The organism is Clostridium septicum (assembly GCF_003606265.1).
GTDB lineage: Bacteria > Bacillota > Clostridia > Clostridiales > Clostridiaceae > Clostridium > Clostridium septicum.
In genome coordinates, this window is the sequence record NZ_CP023671.1 from 2556394 (window position 1) to 2577576 (window position 21183).

Annotated in this window: 24 protein-coding genes and 5 tRNA genes; 21 read left to right on the forward strand and 8 right to left on the reverse strand. The window is 25.8% G+C overall.

Features of this window, described 5'->3' with window-relative positions; translation table 11 throughout:
* Nucleotides 1-39 precede the first annotated feature (39 nt).
* From clpB to CP523_RS11770, 7 genes are all read left to right on the forward strand, one after another.
* Nucleotides 40-2640: an ATP-dependent chaperone ClpB gene (gene clpB / locus CP523_RS11740; RefSeq protein ID WP_066673398.1), complete on the forward strand. Its 2601-nt coding sequence runs from the start codon at nucleotides 40-42 to the stop codon at nucleotides 2638-2640.
* Between the two features lie 97 nt (nucleotides 2641-2737).
* A complete protein-coding gene (locus CP523_RS11745) occupies nucleotides 2738-3775 on the forward strand; it encodes an amidase domain-containing protein (protein ID WP_120140887.1) in 1038 nt (345 codons plus the stop codon).
* Nucleotides 3776-3898: 123 nt separating this feature from the next.
* Nucleotides 3899-3975: transfer RNA gene (locus tag CP523_RS11750), tRNA-Arg, on the forward strand.
* A 40-nt stretch (nucleotides 3976-4015) separates the two neighbouring features.
* Nucleotides 4016-4092 (forward strand) — tRNA-Arg (locus CP523_RS11755).
* A gap of 5 nt (nucleotides 4093-4097) precedes the next feature.
* Nucleotides 4098-4172: transfer RNA gene (locus CP523_RS11760), tRNA-Gln, on the forward strand.
* Nucleotides 4173-4175: 3 nt separating this feature from the next.
* Nucleotides 4176-4251: transfer RNA gene (locus tag CP523_RS11765), tRNA-Lys, on the forward strand.
* Nucleotides 4252-4301: 50 nt separating this feature from the next.
* Nucleotides 4302-4376: transfer RNA gene (locus CP523_RS11770), tRNA-Gly, on the forward strand.
* 60 nt (nucleotides 4377-4436) lie between these two features.
* Here CP523_RS11770 and CP523_RS11775 read toward each other — a convergent pair.
* The 4 genes from CP523_RS11775 to CP523_RS11790 form a co-directional block, all read right to left on the reverse strand.
* Complete coding sequence (locus CP523_RS11775) at nucleotides 4437-4619, reverse strand: alpha/beta-type small acid-soluble spore protein (protein ID WP_021876337.1); 183 nt, start codon at nucleotides 4617-4619, stop codon at nucleotides 4437-4439.
* Between the two features lie 75 nt (nucleotides 4620-4694).
* Nucleotides 4695-4877: an alpha/beta-type small acid-soluble spore protein gene (locus tag CP523_RS11780; RefSeq protein ID WP_066673400.1), complete on the reverse strand. Its 183-nt coding sequence runs from the start codon at nucleotides 4875-4877 to the stop codon at nucleotides 4695-4697.
* 70 nt (nucleotides 4878-4947) lie between these two features.
* Nucleotides 4948-5130: an alpha/beta-type small acid-soluble spore protein gene (locus CP523_RS11785; RefSeq protein ID WP_066673400.1), complete on the reverse strand. Its 183-nt coding sequence runs from the start codon at nucleotides 5128-5130 to the stop codon at nucleotides 4948-4950.
* Between the two features lie 253 nt (nucleotides 5131-5383).
* Nucleotides 5384-5983, reverse strand: coding sequence for an ECF transporter S component (locus CP523_RS11790; protein WP_066673401.1), 600 nt, complete (start codon nucleotides 5981-5983; stop codon nucleotides 5384-5386).
* A 260-nt stretch (nucleotides 5984-6243) separates the two neighbouring features.
* On the opposite strand from CP523_RS11790, the gene CP523_RS11795 reads away from it, so the two are divergent.
* The 3 genes from CP523_RS11795 to CP523_RS11805 are packed head-to-tail and all read left to right on the forward strand — an operon-like array spanning nucleotide 6244 to nucleotide 8547.
* Nucleotides 6244-6957, forward strand: coding sequence for an ABC transporter ATP-binding protein (locus CP523_RS11795; protein WP_066673402.1), 714 nt, complete (start codon nucleotides 6244-6246; stop codon nucleotides 6955-6957).
* Nucleotides 6950-7549, forward strand: coding sequence for an ABC transporter permease (locus CP523_RS11800; RefSeq protein WP_120140888.1), 600 nt, complete (start codon nucleotides 6950-6952; stop codon nucleotides 7547-7549). Before CP523_RS11795 ends, CP523_RS11800 begins: the two co-directional genes overlap by 8 nt.
* A 5-nt stretch (nucleotides 7550-7554) precedes the next feature.
* Nucleotides 7555-8547: a hypothetical protein gene (locus CP523_RS11805; RefSeq protein ID WP_120140889.1), complete on the forward strand. Its 993-nt coding sequence runs from the start codon at nucleotides 7555-7557 to the stop codon at nucleotides 8545-8547.
* A gap of 38 nt (nucleotides 8548-8585) precedes the next feature.
* Here the strand turns inward: CP523_RS11805 and CP523_RS11810 are convergent, their stop codons facing one another.
* Nucleotides 8586-8783, reverse strand: a complete 198-nt coding sequence (locus CP523_RS11810) for a PspC domain-containing protein (RefSeq protein ID WP_066673405.1) — start codon at nucleotides 8781-8783, stop codon at nucleotides 8586-8588.
* Nucleotides 8776-9066, reverse strand: coding sequence for a PspC domain-containing protein (locus CP523_RS11815; protein WP_066673407.1), 291 nt, complete (start codon nucleotides 9064-9066; stop codon nucleotides 8776-8778). The genes CP523_RS11810 and CP523_RS11815 overlap by 8 nt, the downstream gene beginning before the upstream one ends.
* A gap of 230 nt (nucleotides 9067-9296) precedes the next feature.
* Here CP523_RS11815 and CP523_RS11820 point away from each other — a divergent pair, with 230 nt between their 5' ends.
* From CP523_RS11820 to CP523_RS11835, 4 genes are all read left to right on the forward strand, one after another.
* A complete protein-coding gene (locus CP523_RS11820) occupies nucleotides 9297-9680 on the forward strand; it encodes a GntR family transcriptional regulator (protein WP_066673409.1) in 384 nt (127 codons plus the stop codon).
* 4 nt (nucleotides 9681-9684) lie between these two features.
* Nucleotides 9685-10815, forward strand: a complete 1131-nt coding sequence (locus tag CP523_RS11825; protein WP_066673410.1) for a DUF5808 domain-containing protein — start codon at nucleotides 9685-9687, stop codon at nucleotides 10813-10815.
* Nucleotides 10816-10943: 128 nt separating this feature from the next.
* Nucleotides 10944-11444 (forward strand): GNAT family N-acetyltransferase, encoded by a 501-nt coding sequence (locus CP523_RS11830; RefSeq protein ID WP_066673412.1) that lies wholly within the window; start codon nucleotides 10944-10946, stop codon nucleotides 11442-11444.
* A gap of 167 nt (nucleotides 11445-11611) precedes the next feature.
* Nucleotides 11612-12631, forward strand: coding sequence for an aminotransferase class I/II-fold pyridoxal phosphate-dependent enzyme (locus CP523_RS11835; protein ID WP_120140890.1), 1020 nt, complete (start codon nucleotides 11612-11614; stop codon nucleotides 12629-12631).
* A 76-nt stretch (nucleotides 12632-12707) separates the two neighbouring features.
* On the opposite strand, the gene CP523_RS11840 is transcribed toward CP523_RS11835, so the two are convergent.
* Together CP523_RS11840 and CP523_RS11845 are read right to left on the reverse strand one after the other, a co-directional pair.
* On the reverse strand, nucleotides 12708-13103 hold the full coding sequence (locus CP523_RS11840; RefSeq protein WP_128499399.1) for a hypothetical protein: 396 nt from the start codon (nucleotides 13101-13103) through the stop codon (nucleotides 12708-12710).
* A gap of 296 nt (nucleotides 13104-13399) precedes the next feature.
* Nucleotides 13400-14176, reverse strand: coding sequence for a histidinol phosphate phosphatase (locus CP523_RS11845; protein ID WP_120140891.1), 777 nt, complete (start codon nucleotides 14174-14176; stop codon nucleotides 13400-13402).
* A gap of 154 nt (nucleotides 14177-14330) precedes the next feature.
* Between CP523_RS11845 and CP523_RS11850 the strand changes: the two genes are divergently transcribed.
* The 7 genes from CP523_RS11850 to clpP all read left to right on the forward strand — a co-directional run bounded on the left by CP523_RS11850 (nucleotide 14331) and on the right by clpP (nucleotide 21180).
* Entirely contained in the window at nucleotides 14331-14672 is a 342-nt protein-coding gene (locus tag CP523_RS11850; protein ID WP_066673420.1) for a hypothetical protein, read from the forward strand.
* Nucleotides 14673-14689: 17 nt separating this feature from the next.
* Nucleotides 14690-15937, forward strand: a complete 1248-nt coding sequence (locus CP523_RS11855; RefSeq protein ID WP_120140892.1) for a TcaA 3rd/4th domain-containing protein — start codon at nucleotides 14690-14692, stop codon at nucleotides 15935-15937.
* Nucleotides 15938-15950: 13 nt separating this feature from the next.
* Nucleotides 15951-17327 carry a murein hydrolase activator EnvC family protein gene (locus tag CP523_RS11860; protein WP_120140893.1) on the forward strand — a complete coding sequence of 459 codons (1377 nt, stop codon included), beginning with the start codon at nucleotides 15951-15953 and terminating at the stop codon, nucleotides 17325-17327.
* 417 nt (nucleotides 17328-17744) lie between these two features.
* Nucleotides 17745-17957, forward strand: a complete 213-nt coding sequence (locus CP523_RS11865; RefSeq protein WP_066673427.1) for a hypothetical protein — start codon at nucleotides 17745-17747, stop codon at nucleotides 17955-17957.
* A gap of 122 nt (nucleotides 17958-18079) precedes the next feature.
* Nucleotides 18080-18886, forward strand: a complete 807-nt coding sequence (locus CP523_RS11870; protein ID WP_066673428.1) for a hypothetical protein — start codon at nucleotides 18080-18082, stop codon at nucleotides 18884-18886.
* 110 nt (nucleotides 18887-18996) lie between these two features.
* Nucleotides 18997-20277: a trigger factor gene (gene tig / locus CP523_RS11875; RefSeq protein WP_066673430.1), complete on the forward strand. Its 1281-nt coding sequence runs from the start codon at nucleotides 18997-18999 to the stop codon at nucleotides 20275-20277.
* A gap of 300 nt (nucleotides 20278-20577) precedes the next feature.
* Nucleotides 20578-21180 (forward strand): ATP-dependent Clp endopeptidase proteolytic subunit ClpP, encoded by a 603-nt coding sequence (clpP, locus tag CP523_RS11880; RefSeq protein WP_066673431.1) that lies wholly within the window; start codon nucleotides 20578-20580, stop codon nucleotides 21178-21180.
* Nucleotides 21181-21183: the final 3 nt, after the last annotated feature.

A 21183-nucleotide genomic window follows, 5' to 3' on the forward strand; every position in this document is an offset into this window, starting at 1 on the left:
TAAAAAATAATAAGGTGAAAGATAGGAGGAACTAGAGATATGAATATTGAAAAAATGACATTAAGAGTTCAACAAGCTTTAAATGATGCTAGTTTAGTAGCGGTAAAATACAATCATCAACAAGTAGAAATAATTCATCTATTTTCAGCTCTAGTAGAACAAGAGGATGGATTAATTCCTAATATTTTAACCAAGATGGGTATTCCAGTTAAGGCTTTAAAATCAGATATAAATAATAAATTAGAGATTATGCCAAAGGTTCTAGGTGAAGGTGCAGATTCTTCAGGAGTTTATGCAACTAGACAAATAGAAGAAGTTTTAGTAAGGGCTGATGAAATATCAAAGAGATTTGAAGATTCATATATTAGTGTAGAACATGTAATGCTTGCTATTATAGAAGTAGATAAAAAAGGTCCAACAAAAATTTTATTAGATAAATATAATATAAATAAAGATAATTTTATGGGAATTCTAGCAGAAGTTAGAGGAAATCAAAGAGTTGAAACCCAAGATCCAGAAGGAACTTATGATGCTTTAGGTAAATACGGTACAAATCTTACAGATTTAGCTAAAAAGCATAAGTTAGATCCTGTAATAGGTAGAGATGAAGAAATAAGAAGAGCTATTAGAATTCTTTCGAGAAGAACTAAAAATAATCCTGTTCTTATTGGAGAACCAGGAGTTGGTAAAACTGCAATTGTTGAAGGGTTAGCAGAAAGAATTGTAAGAGGAGATGTTCCAGAAGGATTAAAAAATAAAGTTATTTTCTCATTAGATATGGGAGCTTTAGTTGCGGGAGCTAAATACAGGGGTGAATTTGAGGAAAGACTAAAAGCTGTATTAAAAGAAGTACAAAGTAGTGAAGGAAGAATAATTTTATTTATAGATGAAATTCATACTATTGTAGGTGCTGGTAAAACAGAAGGGGCAATGGATGCAGGTAACTTAATTAAGCCATTACTTGCAAGAGGTGAGCTACATTGTATAGGTGCAACTACTTTTGATGAATATAGACAATATATTGAAAAAGATAAAGCTTTAGAAAGAAGATTTCAACCAGTAATAGTTGAAGAACCAACAGTACAAGATGCAATTTCCATATTAAGAGGATTAAAAGAAAGATTTGAAATTCATCATGGAATTAGAATACATGATTCTGCTATAGTAGCAGCAGCTAAGCTTTCAGATAGATATATACAAGATAGATATTTACCTGATAAAGCTATAGATTTAATAGATGAAGCTGGAGCTATGATTAGAACAGAAATAGATTCACTGCCAACGGAACTTGATAAAATTAGAAGAAGACAATTTCAATTAGAAATAGAAAAAGAAGCCTTAACAAGAGAAAATGATGAAGGTTCTAAAAAGAAGTTAAAAGCTTTGGAAAAAGATATTGCAGAGCTTAAAGCTAAAAATGATGAGATGACTGCTAAATTTGAAAAAGAAAGAGATGCTATTTTAAACATTAGAGATTTAAAATCTAAATTAGATGAAGCTAGAGGAGAGTTAGAAATAGCACAAAGAAATTATGATTACAATAGAGCAGCAGAAATTCAATATAGTGAAATTCCCAAAATAGAAGCTGAAATAGATTTAAAAGAAAAAGAAGTAAAAGAAAATTATGAAGGTGCTTTATTAAAAGAAGAGGTAACAGAAGAAGAAGTATCTCAAATTCTTTCAAGATGGACAGGAATTCCAGTAAGTAATTTACTAGAAGGTGAAAGAGAAAAACTTTTAAGATTGGAAGATGAAATGCAAAATAGAGTAATAGGTCAAGAAGAAGCTATTACGTCAGTAACAAATGCCATATTAAGAGCTAGAGCAGGATTAAAGGATATAAATAGACCTATAGGATCATTTATATTTTTAGGACCAACAGGGGTAGGTAAAACAGAGCTTGCTAAAACTTTAGCTAGAAATCTATTTGATTCAGAAGAGAACATAATAAGAATAGATATGTCTGAGTATATGGAAAAACATGCAGTATCAAGATTAGTTGGAGCGCCTCCAGGATATGTGGGATATGATGAAGGTGGTCAATTAACTGAAGCTGTTAGAAGAAATCCTTATAGTGTTATATTATTTGATGAAATAGAAAAAGCTCATGAGGATGTATTCAATTTATTTTTACAAATACTAGATGATGGTCGATTAACAGATAATAAAGGAAAAACAGTTGATTTTAAAAATACAATAATTATAATGACATCTAATATAGGTAGTAGCTATCTTTTAGAAAATACTGATGAACATTCTGTAGATTCTAAAATAAGAGAAGAAGTAATGAATGAAATGAAGCTAAGGTTTAAGCCAGAGTTCTTAAATAGAGTAGATGATATTATAATGTTTAAGCCTTTATCAGAATCAGGAATCAAGAAGATAATTGATATATTCTTAGATGAAGTAAGAAATAGGCTAAAAGATAGAAGTGTTAAATTAGAAGTAACAGAAGCTGCAAAAGATATAATGGCTAAAGAGGGATATGATATGGTATATGGTGCAAGACCTCTTAAGAGATATATACAAAACACTTTAGAGAATAATCTAGCAAGAAAAATTATTAAAGGCGAAATCGCTTATGGATCTAATGTAACTATTGATGGATTAGATGAGGAGATTATTATAAAAGTTCAATAAAATTTAAAAATATAGCTGGAAATGAAAATTTTCAGTTATATTTTTTTTTGTATAAAATATATATGTATGTAAGATGTAATATGTATGGAGGAAAAATATGTACTCAATATTTTCTTTTTTTAAGAGATTTAAAATAAAAAAGAATATACTTATACAAGATAAAAGTTTAGTGGAAATAGAGAAAGTGTTAATGGGATATTTTAGTCATTGTATAGAAAACGAAAAGAAATTAAAACAAAAAAGCAATAAATATATATACCCTAAATCTATTTTAGAAAATTATAACAAAGTGTACTATTCTTTTATAATAGAGATGTATAAAAATATCAAAGTAAAAGCTGAGTTTTATAATATTTTCTTAAACATTAATTCTATTAATATAATTGAAAAATCAATAGTGGTAGATGTAGATAAAATTATAGAAATAAAATATAAAAATTCAAAAGTAAAAACTAAATATAAAGATAATCATTTAATCTACTTAAATATTAAAAATAATAAATTATTTGTTAGTAGAGATATTATTGAAGAAGGAATTAAAGCTGATGAGCTTGTTAATACAATTAGTTCATATGAAAAATATATGGAAAATAAAATAAATATTATTAAGAAAAATAAATCTAGTTTAAAAGAATATATAAATAACTTTAATAAAAGAAGTAATCCAAAAGTACAAGAAAATAAAAAGGGGGTATATAGATATTCAGGATATGATGGGAATTTAGCAGCAAAGTGGGCAAGTGAAAATTGGGATGCAGAGGAAGAATACCAAGGCAATGACTGTACAAATTTTGTATCAAAATGTTTAAAAAACGGGGGACTTCCAATGGATAAAATTTGGAGACCTGGAAGTTATGCGTGGATAAGAGTAGTAAATTTAAGAAATTGGTTAGTTAACACAGGATATGGAGTTGAGAATAAGGACAATAGTAATTTAAGTTTAGGAGATGTAGTACAGCTACATAGCAGATCAAAGGATATGTGGTCACATTCTACAATAATTACTTATATAGATGAGCAAGGGGAAATTTATGTATCTGCACATTCATATCCCTATTATAATAGACCTTTATTTTCTTATTATCCAACATATGCATATTCAAATATTAGATATTTAAGGATAAAAAGGGGTTAATAACAATGATTTGCGACATTTAGTATATTCTGACTTTTTTTTATTTTAGAACTTTAATTTTTTTATTAAAATATGTTGACAAGACATGCGTTCAGGGGTTATGATATACAACGTAATATGCATGCGGCTTTAGCTCAGCTGGATAGAGCAACGCCCTTCTAAGGCGTGGGCCAGGAGTTCGAATCTCTTAAGCCGCACCAAATAACTTTAATAAATCTTTATTAGGTTATTTAAACATTTGCGTGTTTAGCTCAGCTGGATAGAGCAACGCCCTTCTAAGGCGTGGGCCAGGAGTTCGAATCTCTTAACACGCACCACATGCTGGGATATCGCCAAGCGGTAAGGCACCGCACTTTGACTGCGGTATTCGTAGGTTCAAATCCTGCTATCCCAGCCATTAGGTTTACTAGCTCAGTCGGTAGAGCACTTGACTTTTAATCAAGGTGTCCGGGGTTCGATTCCCCGGTAAGCCACCAATTTAATGCTAAGTTACTTAATATATAACTCAGAATACCTGAGTAATTATGCGGAAGTGGCTCAATGGTAGAGCGTCACCTTGCCAAGGTGAATGTTGCGAGTTCGAGTCTCGTCTTTCGCTCCAAAAAAAGAAGTGTAAAAAATTACACTTCTTTTTTGTTTATGTTAATCTTCTAAAGATAGATTATTTTAAGCCTGATTCGTATTGTTGAACCATTCTCTTAACCATTTCTCCACCAACACTACCGCATTGTTTTGAAGATAAATCTCCGTTATAGTCAGTAAAAGGAACGCCCATTTCACTAGCTACTTCGTTTTTAAATTTTGCTAATCCATTTTTTGCTTCCGGTACTAATGTCTTTGCCATAATTAAAACCTCCTAACATTTTAACATTAAAAATTAAAATGTTTATTATTTTAATATTTGAATTTATACTACAAATTATTTTATTCCTGATTCGTATTGTTGAACCATTCTCTTAACCATTTCTCCACCAACACTACCGCATTGCTTTGAAGATAAGTTTCCGTTGTAGTCAGTGAAAGGAACTCCCATTTCGCTTGCAACTTCATTTTTAAACTTTGCTAATCCATTTTTTGCTTCTGGTACTAATGTTTTTGCCATGATAAATTCCTCCTTAAATATTCAATATTAAAATTGAATTTGTTTTAATTTTTGATCATTTAAATTAGTATTATTTTATTCCTGATTCGTATTGTTGAACCATTCTCTTAACCATTTCTCCGCCAACGCTACCGCATTGTTTTGAAGATAGGTTTCCGTTATAGTCAGTGAAAGGAACTCCCATTTCACTAGCTACTTCGTTTTTAAATTTGGCTAGTCCGTTTTTAGCTTCTGGAACTAATGTTTTTGCCATTGTACTTACCTCCTTAAAACTTTAAAAGTTTTTTATTTGCTAAGCTTTTTTGCTTTGCATTATTATATTGTGCAAATTAGTTTTTTATAAACTATAAAAATAAAACCAAAAAAGGTAAAAGTAATTTATATATACATATATTGGACAAAAACATAAATGTATTTGGCACTAATGATTAATATTAACTTAGAGTAGGGTAAATATGTATGAAAAAGGACAATTTTTAATTAAAAATTGTCCTTTTTTATAAAAATTAATATTTTTTTATTTTCAATATTCCAATTACAACAGGAATAGTTATTAATGAAGAAACTATAGCTTCTGGAATACCGTTAGATATTCCTATAGCAAGGAGTGTACCTGAAACAGCAGAAGTAGAAATTTCTCTAGCAGCTGCATATTGTTCTAAGTATAAAATGTAAGTTAAACCTAATACACCAATAGTATTTGTAAGAGTTGCTAATACTGCAGATATACCAATTGAAATGCTCTGGTTTTTTATAATATTTTTTAAAAGTTTATAAATGTAGTAAGCTACAATACCTATTAATATTCTTGGGACAAGAGCTATTATAGGATTATAAAATACAAATGAAGTAAGTGTTGGCGCAGTAAAATTTTGATACATTGAAAATAGTCCAAACATTAAACCAACAGTTGCTCCGACTATAGGCCCCTCTAAAATAGCACCTATAATAACAGGTACATGCATAATAGTAAGTCTAAATATAGGTAATGTAATAAATCCAAGGCCAGATACACCTAAAAATATAGAAATACCTGATAACATAGCTATCATTACCATCTTTCTAACATGACTTTTTGATTTCCCCATTTCAGTTGTTTTTAACATTTAATTGACCTCCGTTCTTATTCCTTTTATGGATATAATTCGGTAAAAATGATTGTTATTTTTTTAGTTCAGTTTCATTTTAGAATACCGACGATTTTATTTTAGCATATGATTAAAAACTGTAAAGAGAATTTTGATAAAAAAATATCAAATTACACAAATTTCAAAATAATGGTATTAAATTTAATGAAATCGTATTGAATAATTATTCTATTTGTTATATTATATATATAACAAATAGAATAAAAGGAGGGTGTTTTATGCTTAAAGTTGTTAATTATTCAAAAGTATATAAAGGAAATAAAAAGGCTGTAAATAATATATCTATAGAAATTGAATCAGGAGATATATTTGGATTTATAGGTCATAATGGAGCCGGGAAAACAACTACAATTAAATCAATAGTTGGAATCTTAAATTTTGATGAGGGAGAAATAATTATAGATGGTATATCTATTAAAGAGGAACCTATAAAATGCAAAAAAAATATAGCATATATTCCTGATAATCCAGATTTATATGATTCATTAACAGGAATACAATATTTGAATTTTATAAGTGATATATATAATATTTCTAAAATTGATAGAGAGAATTTAATAAAGAAATATGGAGAAGCATTTGAGATTACTAAGTCATTAGGAGATTTAATATCTTCCTATTCACATGGTATGAAACAAAAACTTGCTATTATATCGGCATTGATACACAGACCTAAATTATTAATTTTAGATGAGCCATTTGTTGGATTAGATCCTAAAGCATCACATACTTTGAAAGAAATAATGAAAAGGATGTGCAGTGAAGGTGGAGTAATATTTTTTTCAACACATGTATTAGAAGTAGCAGAAAAACTATGTAATAAAATAGCAATTATAAAAGATGGAGCTATTGTAGCTAGTGGAGAGACAAAAAAAGTTATTGGAGATAATACTTTAGAAAATGTATTTATGGAGTTGATAGAAAATGAGTAATTTATTTAGTTTACTTAAAGCTAATTTTATTAATTCCATCGGGATTAATAAAATCTTAAAGGAAAAGAGAGTTACAGAAAGATATAAAAGTATATTTATATTAGTAAGTATGGTAGTTGTAGCAATATTATTAGTGTATGTAGGAATAAAGTATTTTTCATTAATAGCAGATGTTCTAGAAGCATCTGGAAATATTGATATACTTTTATGTTTGGTATTTTTAGCAAGTACAGCTTTTATATTTTTTACATCTATATATAAGGCACAAGGAGTATTGTTTTCTGTTAAAGGTCTTGATATGTTAATGAGTTTACCTATAACTTCAACAACTATTCTTGCTAGTAAAGTAATTAATTTATTATTGTTAAATTATTTATTATTAATATTTGTTTTAATACCGCCAGCATTAGTATATTTTAGTAGAGTAGATTTATCCTATTTATTTTTTATATATTTATTTGTGGGATTAATTTTTATGCCGTTAACACCTGTAATAATAGCCTCAATAATAGCGTTTATACTGAGTTATATAGCTACTAAAGTTAAATTTAAAAATTTAGTGTTAAATATTGGTACATTTGCATTTTTATAGGAATAATGGCTATATCATTTAAACTTCAACATATTCTAAATAGCATACTAATTAATTCTAAATCTATAATAGATGCTTTTAAAAAAATATATCCGCCAGCATATTATTTTAGTCAAGGAGTAACCAATTTAGATATTAAATCATTAAGTATGTTTATTATTTTATCAATAATACCATTTATAATATTTTTAGCTATATTTAATAAGGTTTTTAAAAATATAAATTCAAAATTAGGAGAGAGCTTTAAAAAATCAAATTATAAACTAATAGAATTAAAGGCATCTTCACCAATTAAAGCTTTATTAAAAAAAGAAATAAAAAGATATTTTTCTTCCTCAATTTATGTTGTAAATACACTTGTAGGATTAGTTTTAATAACTATGTTTTCTATATCATGTTTATTATTCGGCAGGGATATATTAGAACTAATATTAAAGATACAGGTAGATAAAGAAATGATTCCACTAGCTTTAATAGTATTTTTATCAGGAGCGGTTTCATTAAGTTGTACAACTCAAAATTCTATATCTATAGAAGGAAAAAACTTATGGATATTAAAATCACTTCCATTAGAAGTTATGGACATATTTAAAGAGAAAATAGGATTAAATTTAATGATTTTAATACCAACTATTTTTATAAATGCAGTTATTTTAATTTTTACATTTAATTTATCATTAGTGAATATGATATGGGTAATAAGTATTCCTATTATTTATTCAATTTTAATTTCTATAATAGGATTGATTATTAATTTATATTTTCCTAAATTCGATTGGATATCTGAAGTTACTGTAGTTAAACAAAGTTTAAGTTCATTTTTAGGAATATTTATAGGTATGATATTAGTTTTTATACCAATAGGTATATTTATAGTTTTTAATATAGAATGTATAAATATATATTTATCAGTAGTAGCAGGATGTTTAATAGGTACAATAGTTTTAAGTTTATTTATATTAAATACTAAAGGCGTAGAATTATTTAATAAACTTTAAATTATAATAGGATATATGGATTTCATATATCCTATTAGTTATATTATTTCACTTTTGTCGGGCATTATAATTGTACATCCTATATAGAATATTAATCCTATAGGAAAAGAAAAAAGAATTATAAGAAGAGCAAGTACTCTAACTAAAGTAACGTCTGCATCTATAAATTCTGAAAATCCAGCGCAAACACCGGAAATTTTCTTTAATGATTTTATTTTGTATAGTTTCTTACTCATTATCATAACCTCCATCTCTCTTTGTTTCATTTATTATCTCTGAATCTTGTATTATAGTTTCAGATTCAGAAGTTTTATTATTAAAGTCTAGTTCAGATTTATCAGGTAAAATACATGATAGTATGAAATAAAAAATAATTCCCCAAAATATATTAGTAAACAGTATTAATGAAAAAGTTATTAATCTAACTATAGTAACATCAATATCAAAGTATTCAGAAAGTCCAGCACAAACACCGGAAATTTTTCTGGAGTCAGAGTTTTTAAAGAATCTTTTTTTCATAACAATCCCTCCATGAAAGTAAAAACAAAGTATATATAATTTAATAAATAATATATATTATAAATTTATTCTATAGTTATATTATATGATAGAAGGACTTTAATACAATAAAGTTTATCTTAACAAATCTTAAATAAACCTTAATAAAAAAGTTGATATATATTGAACTTTTTTTAGTGTTGTTATATATTATATATAACATATAGAATATATCAAGAGAGGTGAAAAAAGTGATTTTAAGAATAGATTTTGACTCTGAAACACCTATTTATTTACAGATAAAAAATCAAATTATACAAGGTATAGCCAAAAATGAAATAGAAGATGGAGAGGAGTTACCATCAGTTAGAGGGTTAGCCGAAGATATAGGGGTTAACATGCATACGGTTAATAAAGCATATAATATGTTAAAAGAAGATGGATATATAAAAGTAGATAGGCGAAAAGGTGCTATTGTATCATTAAACTTAGAGGAAACAACTGGAAAATTTAAAGGAACTTTAATGTCTGAAATTGATTATTACATGGCTGAGTGTTTTAATAGAGGAATATCTAAAGATGATATTAAATCAATGATAGATAAAGTATTTATTAATTTTAAAAGGGAGGTATAAAATTATGGAGAGATATATACCTTGGGTAATAGTTAATATAATGATATTAACTATGTTTATAATTAGTTATTATGTAAATAAAACATCTAATAATGGAATTTTTTTTGGGGTTAGAATTCCTAAGGAATATCAAAATAAATCAGAAATTATTAACTTAGATAATGAATATAAGAAAATTAATATAATAGTATTTCTAGTTATAGCAGTAATTTCAAATTTTTTATTTGCGTATACTATAAATTTAAAAGAGGAAGTATTAGCTGTAATATTAGTGAGTATAGTAATGATAATTTTAGTGCTACATAGCGTAATATTTGTTATATATTATAAAAAAATGAAAAACTTAAAAAGTTCTAAAGGTTGGAATCGCAAAGTTAAGAACGTAGTTGTTGTTGATACAACATTAAGAAAACCGAAAAGAAATGAAAAGATTAAGATTATAAATTCAAAGTATTTTGCGTTACTATTTATATTTCCAGTAGTTATGGCTATAATAACACTTTTTAAATATTCTAGTTTACCTAATATAACAGATTTTCCTAATTCTGGTTTTAAAAATATTGAAAAGGACACACTAAAAGGAATGCTCACTTTATATCAATTTCCAATAGCGCAACTTTTTATGTCAAGTATTTTTTTCTTTATAAGTAAAACTATTATAAATTCTAGAGTTGATTTAAATAGTGGAAGCATAAAAGAAGCTGTAGAAAGAAAGAAAAGATTTAAAAGAATTAGTTCTATATTAATGTTGTTTACTGCAGTTGAGATATTAATATTGTTTTCTATTTTACAATTTTCTATTTTATATAATTTTAATAGTGGAATTATAGAATTTATTTTTACCATTATAATGCTTGTAACGATGATTGTATTTATAGGATTATTTATTAAAGTTGGTCAAGGTGGAAGAAACTTAGAATCTAAAGAAGAAATAGATGAATTGTATAAAGATGATGATGAAAAATGGATATTGGGATGTTTGTATTATAATAAAAATGATCCAGCGTGGATGGTTGAAAAAAGGGTTGGAATAGGGTGGACTATAAACCTTGCTAATCCTAAAGGAATTATAATTTTAATAGTATTATTAATAATTATATTTTTTATGGTTATAATTGGAGGGATAATAGAGTAAATGTTTTTAAATCATACTAATATTATTAAAATACTAGAAAAAACACTTTGAAAGTATTAAAATGGTAATTAATAACTTTGAATAGTATGTTAATTAATAAAATTAGTAGTTTGGGGGAACGAGGATTTATGAAATATTACAACACAAATATAGAAAATTTTGTTCTTAGGGAAACTAGTGTAGAAGATATACAAATTATATTATCACTTATAAAGGATATTGCCGAGTATGAAAATATGTTAGATCAGGTAATAGCAACAGAGGATTCTCTAAGGGAATCTATATTTGAAAACAATAGGGCAAAGGTTCTTTTAGGTGAATTAGATGGTAAAGTCGTAGGTTATGCACTTTATTTTTATAATTTTTCAACTTTTGTTGGAAGAGAAGGGTTATATTTAGAAGATATATTTATAAATCCAAAAGTAAGAGGTAAGGGGCTGGGAAAAGAAATATTTAAAGTTTTAGGAAAAATAGCAAAGAAAAATGGGTGTAAAAGAATGGAGTGGGTTTGCTTAGATTGGAATAAGCCATCTATTAATTTTTATAAATCCTTAGGAGCAAAAGCAATGGATGAGTGGACAATATATAGATTAACAGATAATGAAATTGAAAAATTAAGTAGAGCTTAAATAAACTTTTATTAAAAAGTTTATAATTTATGAAAAATATTAAAAAAAGAGCTAAAATTTGCTCTTTTTTTTATTAAACTAATTGACAAATTTGACCATTTTATAATATTATGAAAATAAAAACTTTATCATAATAAAGTGTTGAAATTATTGGGGGGAGAGATTCAATGCAAAATAAAGGTAAAGAGCAAAGTATAATGTTAAATAATAATGAAAGCTATATACATTTAGAAGAGGAGTTGGTTTTTAAATCAATTTTAGAATTAAAAAATATTAGTTTTAACAGATATCCAGATGAAAATGCAGAGAAGTTAAAAAGTGAGTATGCCAAATATGCCAATATCAATTGTAGCAATATAATTGTATGTAATGGAAATTATGAAATATTAGACTTAATACTTAGATCAAAATTAGTAAAGGAAAAAAGAATTTTAACCTTAAACCCAGATTGTGCTATTGAAGATGCATATTGTATCAATAATAAATTTAATTGTATCAGATTTAAATCTGATGAAGATGGAAAATTTGATATAAGCAAATTTATAATATTTGGTATGAAAAAAGATATTGATTTAGTAGTAATTTCAAATCCTAATAATCCTACAGGAAATAATATTAGTAATGATGATATAGTTAAAATATTAAAATCATTTAGAAGTTCAATAGTTTTAATTGATGAATCATATTTTGAATTTAGTTCAGATACTTGTATTTCGCTTATAGATGAATATGAAAATTTATTAATTACAAGAACATTATCTAATGGATGGGGACTAGCTGGAATAAAAATAGATTTTTTAATAGGAAATATAGAAACAATTAAAAAATTAAAAAATAATACTATTATAAAAAGTGTAAATTCTTTGTCACAATCAGTGGCTACAAGAATTTTAAGTAATTCTAATGATATGAAATCTAAATTTCAAGAAATTATAAAACAGAGAGATATATTTTACTATAAGCTTAAAGATATAGAAGATGAAAGCTCATTAGAAATTAAATTTTATAAATCTAAAGGAAATTACATATATGGTAGGAGCCCATATAAAAATGTTTTATTAAAAGCTATGCATAATAAAGGAATAATTATAAAAAGTTTTGATGATGATAGTTTTAGAATAACTGTAGGCTCTAAATTGCAAAATGAAAAGGTAATAGAAGCTTTAAAAAAGTCGTTTGTATATTAAAAGCTTAAAATTAATAGTTTAAATCAGAAGAGTAATTTAATGTTTATAATTAAATTACTCTTTTTAGGTTATTATATTAGATTTTATTATTTTTTTCTAAATCAATTATAAAATTACTATTTGGCATATAATAAATATGATAATTTTCTTTTGGCTTTGGAGTAAAATTCCAAGAGTTATAATAAAAACGTTTACCATCGATAGAAATAGTTCTATTAACACCTATTGATATATTTTCACAAGTGCCATTAAAAGTTTTATAGGAATCATTTTTTATAATAGTTAAATCTTTTACCATGGGTATTACATGATATTTAAAAACTGAAATAGAACAATATACTAGTAGTAAAACTAATAAGTAATATCCTTTATTGATTCTTTTTCTAAGCAACATAGAAAGTGTAAGGATGCTTCCTAATAATCCTGCTACAATTAAGGTTATATTAAATATTAATAAAAAATAGAAATACATAAGTCGCATCTAGTGAGCTAAAATATTCTCACTAAACTTCACCTCCTTTAAATAAAATCTATATATAAGATGTTTTTAATAAAACATCTTATTATCTAATTATACTCCTAAATAAAAATTATAATAATAAATTTTAAAAAAATGTAAATTTATATAATATATGTATAATTATTTAGTAGATTTATATTGATTAGATTATATTTTTGAAAGAAAAAAGAAGGATTTTACTTAAGTGTATCGTTTTCACTAGGTATAAAAATAAGGAGTTTACTAATTAAACTCCTAAAAATTATTATTTAAAACAATTCAATTTTTCGTTTCTTAAAGTAAACTCCTTTTAGTTTTAAAAATTCACACATATCTAATGCAATTTTAAAATTTCTACCTATATCATTAGCAGTATGTGCATCAGATCCAATAGTTAAATATTTTCCACCTAAATCATTATATAATCTATAAATTTTAAGTAATGATTCTTGAGCTTTACCATTATTTAATCTTGATGAATTTAATTCCATAACCTTTCCTTTTTCAAGAAGAGTTTGTACTATTTCAGCTATGGTATCTTTATATATTTCAATGTCAATTTCATTATCATCATAATATGAGTATCTACAAAGATAATCTATATGAGATAGTGAATCGAAATTATTATAAAGTTTTACGCAGGAAAGCATACTATCTAAATATTTTTGGAAATAATCCTTTTTAGGATAGTTGTTTTTACTAAGTTTACAATATTCACTATATATATCTGAACCGTTAATGTTATGAATAGAACCTAGAATAAAATCAAACTCAAAATTTTTAGCTATATTTTCATTGGACTTCAATGTACTTTCAGATAGTCCAAGTTCTATTCCAAGTCCTAATGTATTACATCTAAACTTATTATATTCTTCAAAAAAAGCAGGAACATCACATCTAAATTCATTTGGATTATAATAATCTAAATCCATATGTTCCGTAATTATTAGTCCTATATTTTTATTTTTAGAGATTTTTATAGCATCTTCTATTCTCATATTACTATCTGTAGAAAATTTAGAGTGCATATGGCTATCAAAAATCATAAAATACCTCCAATATTTAAAAGATAGATATAATTATAGCATAATTTATTAAAAGAAATATTTCTGTTAATTTTAATATATATTATATCTCTTGATAAATATTATTATTAAAGATAAAATTAATATTATTATATTTAAAATAAAGGAGAAAAGAATGAAAGAATTATTCAAAGTAAAAGATTTAGTTTTTTATAAAGAGGATTTTTTAGATGATATAAATGAATATGAAGATATATTACCTATAATACAAGAACTAAGTAGTAATTTAGACTATGAAAAAATAGAGGTTGTAGATTTAAATGATTGTTGTGAAGAAACAAAGGAAAATTATATAGTAGAAATACCAGGTTTTTTAAATGAAGAAGACGAATTTTTAACTAAGGAAGAAGTTATGAAAACAGGAGAAATTCCAAAGGGTAAAATATTAGATCTTTTTGTTATAAGAATTTATAAATGTACTAAATGTAGTAAATGGATTATTGACATATTAGAGTAGGGGCGATTTAAGACTTTATGAGAAATATTAATAAAATAGGTATAAAAGTAGAAAAATACATAATTTCTTTGAAAGAAGATTTGTCTAACTTAAATAAAGAAAAATTGGGAGAGTTTTTTTTGAAGAGAAGATTCTTATTAATATCAATATTTACTATTGCCCTATTTGGAATTTTTTCTTTTAATTTTTTTATGACATCTAAGAATGAACTTATTAATGACTTAGAAATATCACTTAAAGAAGGGAAAGTTTATAGAATAAGTAGAAAGATAAGAGTATTAGAGGAAAGGCCTTCTAAAAAAGAACTGACTCCATTAGTTAATTACTATAATTATGATTTAACTAAAATAGATGGAGTTATTAAAGATTTAAGGAATACAAATAAAGGTGGAGTATTCACATTAAAAGAAAATAACTTTTTATTTTTCGAGAACTATTATTTAGAAATAATACCAGTATCCATAAAAGTAAATACTGACTTTGATAGTACTAAAATATATTTAAATGATAACTTATTAAAAGATAATAATAGTAAAAAAGGAGTTATTCCTGGAATGTATAAAGTAAAGGGGGAACTTGAAACTCCTTATGGAAAAGTCTCTAAGGAAGAAGAGGTTTCGCTTATGCAAAATGAAGAAATTAGCTTAAAATTAGATGCTATGAATATAACATTATCATCTAATTTTGATGATGCTAAAGTATATATAAATGATAAGGATACAGGAAAGATTGTAAAAGATATTAAAGACTTTGGACCTATTCCAACTAATTTAGATACTTATATTAGTTTAGAAAAAAATTTCCCTTGGGGTATTATAAAGAGCGATAAACTTAAAGTAAGTGATTTACCTAATATAAATATAAAAATTAATATGGTTAATGATACATTGGAAAAAAATATACAAGAAGTAGTAAAAAGATTTTATGAAAGTGTTTTTTTAGCATTAAATTCTAGAGATAAATCTTTAATAGTTTTAACTAATGATGATATAAAGGAAAGAATTTATGAAAATATAGAAAAGAAAACTTTAATTTTAAAAAACAATTACGAAATAAGTGAATTAAAAACTAATATAGAAAGTAGTGAATTTAAATATCAAGATGATGTTTATACAGCAAAAATAGTTGTAAAAGTTGAATATGATGTATCAAAAAAATTTATTCCTGTATACACAAAAAAACATGAAGATATGTTTTTAACCACAATGAAATACACAGGAAATGAATGGATAATTGAAGGAGTCCAAAAATTCAATTTAGAATAAATGGAGTGATGTTATGAAAAGTAAAAAGGTTAAATCTATAATTTTTATGTTAACTTGCGTTTTAACTTTAAATTATTCTGTAATTTGGGCAGAATCAACAGGAGACATACAAGAACAAATTGATAAAAATAAAGAGAGTATGAATCAGTTAGAATCTGAAAAGGATAAATTAAATAAGGAGAAGGAACAAGAAAAAAGTAAGTTAGATGAAATATTAAATGATATAGATAGTAAAAGTAATGATTTAAATAAAGTTACTGAGGAAGTTAATAACTATCAAAATAAAATAGACTCAATACAATCTGAGATTGATAATATACATAATAATATATTAAGTACTCAAAATGATATAAGTAATAAAGAAACTCTTATAAAATTAAAAGAAGAAGAACAGAAATCAACACAAGAACTTTTAGATAAAAGACTTAGAAGTTATTATAAAGTAGATATGACGAGTCAATATATATATATGGTATTAAAGAGTAAGAGTATAACTGAATTGTTTAATACCATGGGAAATGTTTTAAGAATTATGCTTATTGATAGAGAGTTAATTAATAAGGCAAAAGAGAGTCAGTATATATTAAACAATGAAAAGAAAGAATTAAATGAAAAAGTTGAGCAAATGAATAGAGAAGAAGAAGCTATTGTAGTAAAGCAAAATGAACTTAAGGATGCCCAAAAAGAATTTTTAGTAAAGCAAGAAGAACAACAAAAACAAATAAATAATCTAATGGCATTAGAATCAGAAAAATCAAGTTATATAGATTCTCTTTCAGATAAAGAAAAAGAGCTAGCCGGAAAAATAGGTGATTTAATTTCCTATAATAAAGACCTACAAAAAGAACTTGATGATATATTTGCTAATATAAATAATAATAATAACAGCAACAATTCAGGAAATAGTAATTCTAATAATGTGAATAGTGGGAATTCTGAATCATCAGGAAATAGTAATTCTAATAATGTGAATAGTGGGAATTCTGAATCATCAGGAAATTCATCAGAAGAGAGTTTTTTAAGACCTGGCGTTGGAGTGATAACTGATGAATATGGTCCTAGAATAAATCCAGTAACAGGAGAGAGTGGGTTTCATACAGGGGTAGATTTAGGAGATGCTTATGGGGCACCAGTTAAGGCAGCTAAAAGTGGAACAGTAGACTATTCAGGGTGGATTTCTGGTTATGGAAATACAATTATAATCAATCATGGGAATGGGGTACAAACTTTATATGCACATAATAGTGAATTATTAGTGGATGTTGGACAAACAGTTTCAAGGGGGCAAACTATAGCGAAGGTTGGCTCAACGGGTATGAGTACAGGACCACATATACATTGGGAAATAAGAATTAATGGTCAACATGTAAGTCCTATGGGATATGTTTAGTATTATTTTATAAAAAAAGGATATCTTAAAATGAGGCATAAAATTTAGTCTAAAGATCATTTTGAGAGTATCCTTTTAAAAAATAAAAAACCTGCACAATTACTTGCACAGGTTAAAGGGTTTATGTTCATTTAAGAAAGGGAATAAATGAACATGTTGTGGGGTTTTATTATAACTCTCTTAGTAAAATACTAAGTAGAGTGGTATGGGCTTATTTATAAAATATTTTGAATTGGTTATATTTACAATTAATATTATAAAACAAAATTTGATAAAATCCAATAGTTTTTGTAAAATTTATCGAAAATAAATGATTTTTTGAAATTTATGTTTAATGTGTTAAATAAAAATCATTAAATGGTAAAAAATGTTTTGATAATATTTGTTAAATAATAAATATTAAAAGGAGGTATAAATATGATTCAATTTAAAAAAGACGAACTTTTAAAAGATACACCAGAATATGAAAATTATAGCGATAATGAAGTTGCTTTATCAATAGAAGAAATGAAAGAGTTAGGAATGTTAAGTTGTGGTGGTTGTTGTCAGAAAAAAGGTGAAAATGGTAAGAAAAGCTGTTGCAAGAACAAAAAAAGCGATAAAAACTCAGGCTGTTGTAGAAATAAGTAAAAAATTATGATTATAAAATATATTTATTTCAATAATTTTATTGTATAATAAAGTTGTCATTAAATGTCGTTATATAAATGGAGTGTGGATTAACAATAAAAGTATTTAGGAGGTGTGTAACCATGGCTAAACCTAGCATATTCAGTAAAGAGTATAATAGTCATATGAAAAAGAGAAAAAGAAATAGAAATATTTTAATTTCTAGTATAATATTATTAGTCATCATTGGTTTGGGAGTATTTAAATTTAACGAAAAGTTAATAAGTTTTTCAGATATTAAAATGAAAATTCAAAGTTTATTTAATAAAGGTGAAGAAACTTTAGATGAAAAAAACAAAGATACAGAGGTTATACATCCCAATATAGATGAACAAGTGAAAGAAGAAAGTAAAAAAGATGAAAAAAAAATATTAGAATTATCAATAAATGGTGATAGAAAATTAAAGATGGAGTATGAAGAAAAAGATAATAAACGTACATTTAAAGATATAGTAGAAATGCCACAAGGAATTTATTATGATATTAGTCCATTAAAGGAGTTTTTACTTATAATAGATGAAAATCAAAATATTAATTTGTTTAATACAAAAGGTGAGGCAAAAAATATAACTAGCCCCACTTATGTTGCCCCTAATGGAGAAAAATTTGAAAAAGATACTATTTTGAAAATTTATAAAGAGCATATATGGAATAAAGATGCTAAGTTTATAAGTAATACAAAAGTTGCATATATAAGTAATATTCCTTATTTCGGTTACAATCTTAATAAGTATATATGGATAGTAGATATTCAAAATAATACACACACAACATTATGGAATTCTAAAGCTAAAGATATAGAGTTTTTAGGTCATAGTGATAAGGGGTTAGAGGTTACTATTAATGGTAATAAAAAATACATAAATGATAATGGACAATTGATTAATTAACATATAAAAAATTAACCAAACAAATATTTGAAAAGAATTATGACTATATGTTATAATAACTTAGTTATATGAAATATGATAGTATTTACTATTTTAGGAGGAAGAATACAATGGAAGCTAAAATGGAAAAAATAGACACTAATGTTGTTAAGTTTGAGGTTACAGTAGAAGCTAAGAAATTTCAAGAGGCTTTAAATAAAGCTTACAATAAGAATGCAAAACACTTTAACGTACCAGGATTCAGAAAAGGAAAAGTTCCTATGGCTATTGTTAAAAAGTATTATGGAGTAGGAGTTTTAATTGAAGATGCAGTTAACTTTGCTATAGAATCTTCATATCCAGAAGTATTAAAAGAAAATAACATAATACCAGTTGATTATCCAAAGGTAGATATTTTAACAGCAGAAGAAGGAAAAGACTTTGTTTACACTGCAGAGGTTACTATATATCCAGAAGTTCAATTAGGCGAATATAAGGGATTAAAGGTTGAAAAAGCAAGTTATAGCGTTTCAGAAGATGAAGTTAATGCAAAATTAAAAGAAATGCAAGAAAAAAATGCTAGAATAGAAAGCAAAGAAGATGGAGCTATAGAAAAAGGAAACCTAGCTGTAATCGACTTTAAAGGATATGTTGATGGAGAAGCATTCCAAGGTGGAGAAGGCTCTGATTATACACTAGAAATAGGTTCAGGTACATTTATAGATAACTTTGAAGATCAATTAGTTGGAGCGAAGACTGGGGATAAAGTTGAAGTTAACGTAACATTCCCAGAAAACTATGGTAAGGAAGAATTAAATGGAAAGCCTGCAAAGTTTGAAGTAACTGTAAAAGATATAAAGGTAAAAGAATTACCAGAACTAGATGATGAATTTGCAAAAGAAGTTTCAGAATTCGACACTTTAGCAGAAGTTAAAGAAGATATAACTAAAAAGCTTGAAGAAGCTAATAAAGCTAGAGAAGAAAAAGAATATGAAGAAGCAATAATAAGTGCTGTTGTTGCAAATGCTAAAATTGATGTTCCAGAAGTTATGATTAACAAGGAAATAGATTCAATGGTTAAAAATCTTGAACAAAGACTTCAATATCAAGGATTAACTTTAGAACAATACTTCCAATTCACTGGAACTGATGCATCTAAAATGAGAGATTATATGAAAGAAAATGCAGAAAAGAAAGTAAGAACTGACTTAGTTTTAGAAGCTGTAGAAAAAGCTGAAAATATAGAAGTTACTGAAGAAGAACTAAGAACTAGAGCAGAAGAAGTAGCTAAAATGTACTCAGCTGGAGACGAAAAAATGATAAACTTACTTCTTGAAAATCAAAAAGAAGCTTTAACAACTGATGTTAAGGCAGGAAAGACTGTTAAATTCTTAGTTGAAAATAATAAATAAGAGTTTAAAAATATAAATATAAGTTAAAAATAATAAATAGAATTTTAGATAATTGCCAGAAAATTTTTCTGGCAATTATTTCAAATAATATATTAACAAAATAAAAAAAAAATTATATAATTTAGTATAATTACTTTTTTATTTTTGGGATATAGTATAAAGGTAAACTATGATTCAGAAATATTAAACTCATAAATATCACAATAACTATAATGTAGGATATTTATATTTAAGATTATAATATATTATGTTTATAATTTTAATTAAGAGGGTAAAAAGTAGAGAAGGAGGGAATAAAAAATGAGTTTAGTTCCAATGGTTGTAGAACAAACTAGCAGAGGGGAAAGATCTTACGATATTTTTTCAAGATTATTAAAAGATAGAATCATAATGCTAAGTGGAGAGATAAATGATACAACTGCAAACTTAGTTGTTTCACAATTGTTATTCTTAGAAAGTGAAGATCCAGATAAAGATATTTATATTTACATAAATAGTCCTGGAGGATCAATTACAGCAGGAATGGCTATTTATGATACTATGCAGTATATAAAACCAGATGTATCTACTATATGTATAGGAATGGCGGCATCAATGGGGTCATTTTTACTTTCATCAGGTGCAAAAGGTAAGAGATTTGCATTACCAAATAGTGAAATTATGATTCATCAACCTTTAGGTGGATTCCAAGGTCAAGCAACAGACTTTGATATTCATGCTAAGAGAATTTTAAAAATTAAAGATTCATTAAATAGAATTTTGAGTGAAAATACTAATCAACCTATAGAAAAGATAAAGGCTGATGTTGAGAGAGATTATTTTATGTCAGCAGAAGAAGCTATGAATTATGGGTTAGTAGATAAAGTAATTACTAAAAAGGAAAAAGGTAGTGATAATAAATAACTC

Coding starts and splice junctions, on each gene's coding strand:
- clpB (WP_066673398.1), top strand. CDS start 40: ATGAATATTGAAAAAATGACATTAAGAGTTCAACAAGCTTTAAATGAT.
- CP523_RS11745 (WP_120140887.1), top strand. CDS start 2,738: ATGTACTCAATATTTTCTTTTTTTAAGAGATTTAAAATAAAAAAGAAT.
- CP523_RS11775 (WP_021876337.1), bottom strand. CDS start 4,619: ATGGCAAAGACATTAGTACCGGAAGCAAAAAATGGATTAGCAAAATTT.
- CP523_RS11780 (WP_066673400.1), bottom strand. CDS start 4,877: ATGGCAAAAACATTAGTACCAGAAGCAAAAAATGGATTAGCAAAGTTT.
- CP523_RS11785 (WP_066673400.1), bottom strand. CDS start 5,130: ATGGCAAAAACATTAGTTCCAGAAGCTAAAAACGGACTAGCCAAATTT.
- CP523_RS11790 (WP_066673401.1), bottom strand. CDS start 5,983: ATGTTAAAAACAACTGAAATGGGGAAATCAAAAAGTCATGTTAGAAAG.
- CP523_RS11795 (WP_066673402.1), top strand. CDS start 6,244: ATGCTTAAAGTTGTTAATTATTCAAAAGTATATAAAGGAAATAAAAAG.
- CP523_RS11800 (WP_120140888.1), top strand. CDS start 6,950: ATGAGTAATTTATTTAGTTTACTTAAAGCTAATTTTATTAATTCCATC.
- CP523_RS11805 (WP_120140889.1), top strand. CDS start 7,555: ATGGCTATATCATTTAAACTTCAACATATTCTAAATAGCATACTAATT.
- CP523_RS11810 (WP_066673405.1), bottom strand. CDS start 8,783: ATGAGTAAGAAACTATACAAAATAAAATCATTAAAGAAAATTTCCGGT.
- CP523_RS11815 (WP_066673407.1), bottom strand. CDS start 9,066: ATGAAAAAAAGATTCTTTAAAAACTCTGACTCCAGAAAAATTTCCGGT.
- CP523_RS11825 (WP_066673410.1), top strand. CDS start 9,685: ATGGAGAGATATATACCTTGGGTAATAGTTAATATAATGATATTAACT.
- CP523_RS11830 (WP_066673412.1), top strand. CDS start 10,944: ATGAAATATTACAACACAAATATAGAAAATTTTGTTCTTAGGGAAACT.
- CP523_RS11835 (WP_120140890.1), top strand. CDS start 11,612: ATGCAAAATAAAGGTAAAGAGCAAAGTATAATGTTAAATAATAATGAA.
- CP523_RS11840 (WP_128499399.1), bottom strand. CDS start 13,103: ATGTATTTCTATTTTTTATTAATATTTAATATAACCTTAATTGTAGCA.
- CP523_RS11845 (WP_120140891.1), bottom strand. CDS start 14,176: ATGATTTTTGATAGCCATATGCACTCTAAATTTTCTACAGATAGTAAT.
- CP523_RS11850 (WP_066673420.1), top strand. CDS start 14,331: ATGAAAGAATTATTCAAAGTAAAAGATTTAGTTTTTTATAAAGAGGAT.
- CP523_RS11855 (WP_120140892.1), top strand. CDS start 14,690: ATGAGAAATATTAATAAAATAGGTATAAAAGTAGAAAAATACATAATT.
- CP523_RS11860 (WP_120140893.1), top strand. CDS start 15,951: ATGAAAAGTAAAAAGGTTAAATCTATAATTTTTATGTTAACTTGCGTT.
- CP523_RS11865 (WP_066673427.1), top strand. CDS start 17,745: ATGATTCAATTTAAAAAAGACGAACTTTTAAAAGATACACCAGAATAT.
- CP523_RS11870 (WP_066673428.1), top strand. CDS start 18,080: ATGGCTAAACCTAGCATATTCAGTAAAGAGTATAATAGTCATATGAAA.
- tig (WP_066673430.1), top strand. CDS start 18,997: ATGGAAGCTAAAATGGAAAAAATAGACACTAATGTTGTTAAGTTTGAG.
- clpP (WP_066673431.1), top strand. CDS start 20,578: ATGAGTTTAGTTCCAATGGTTGTAGAACAAACTAGCAGAGGGGAAAGA.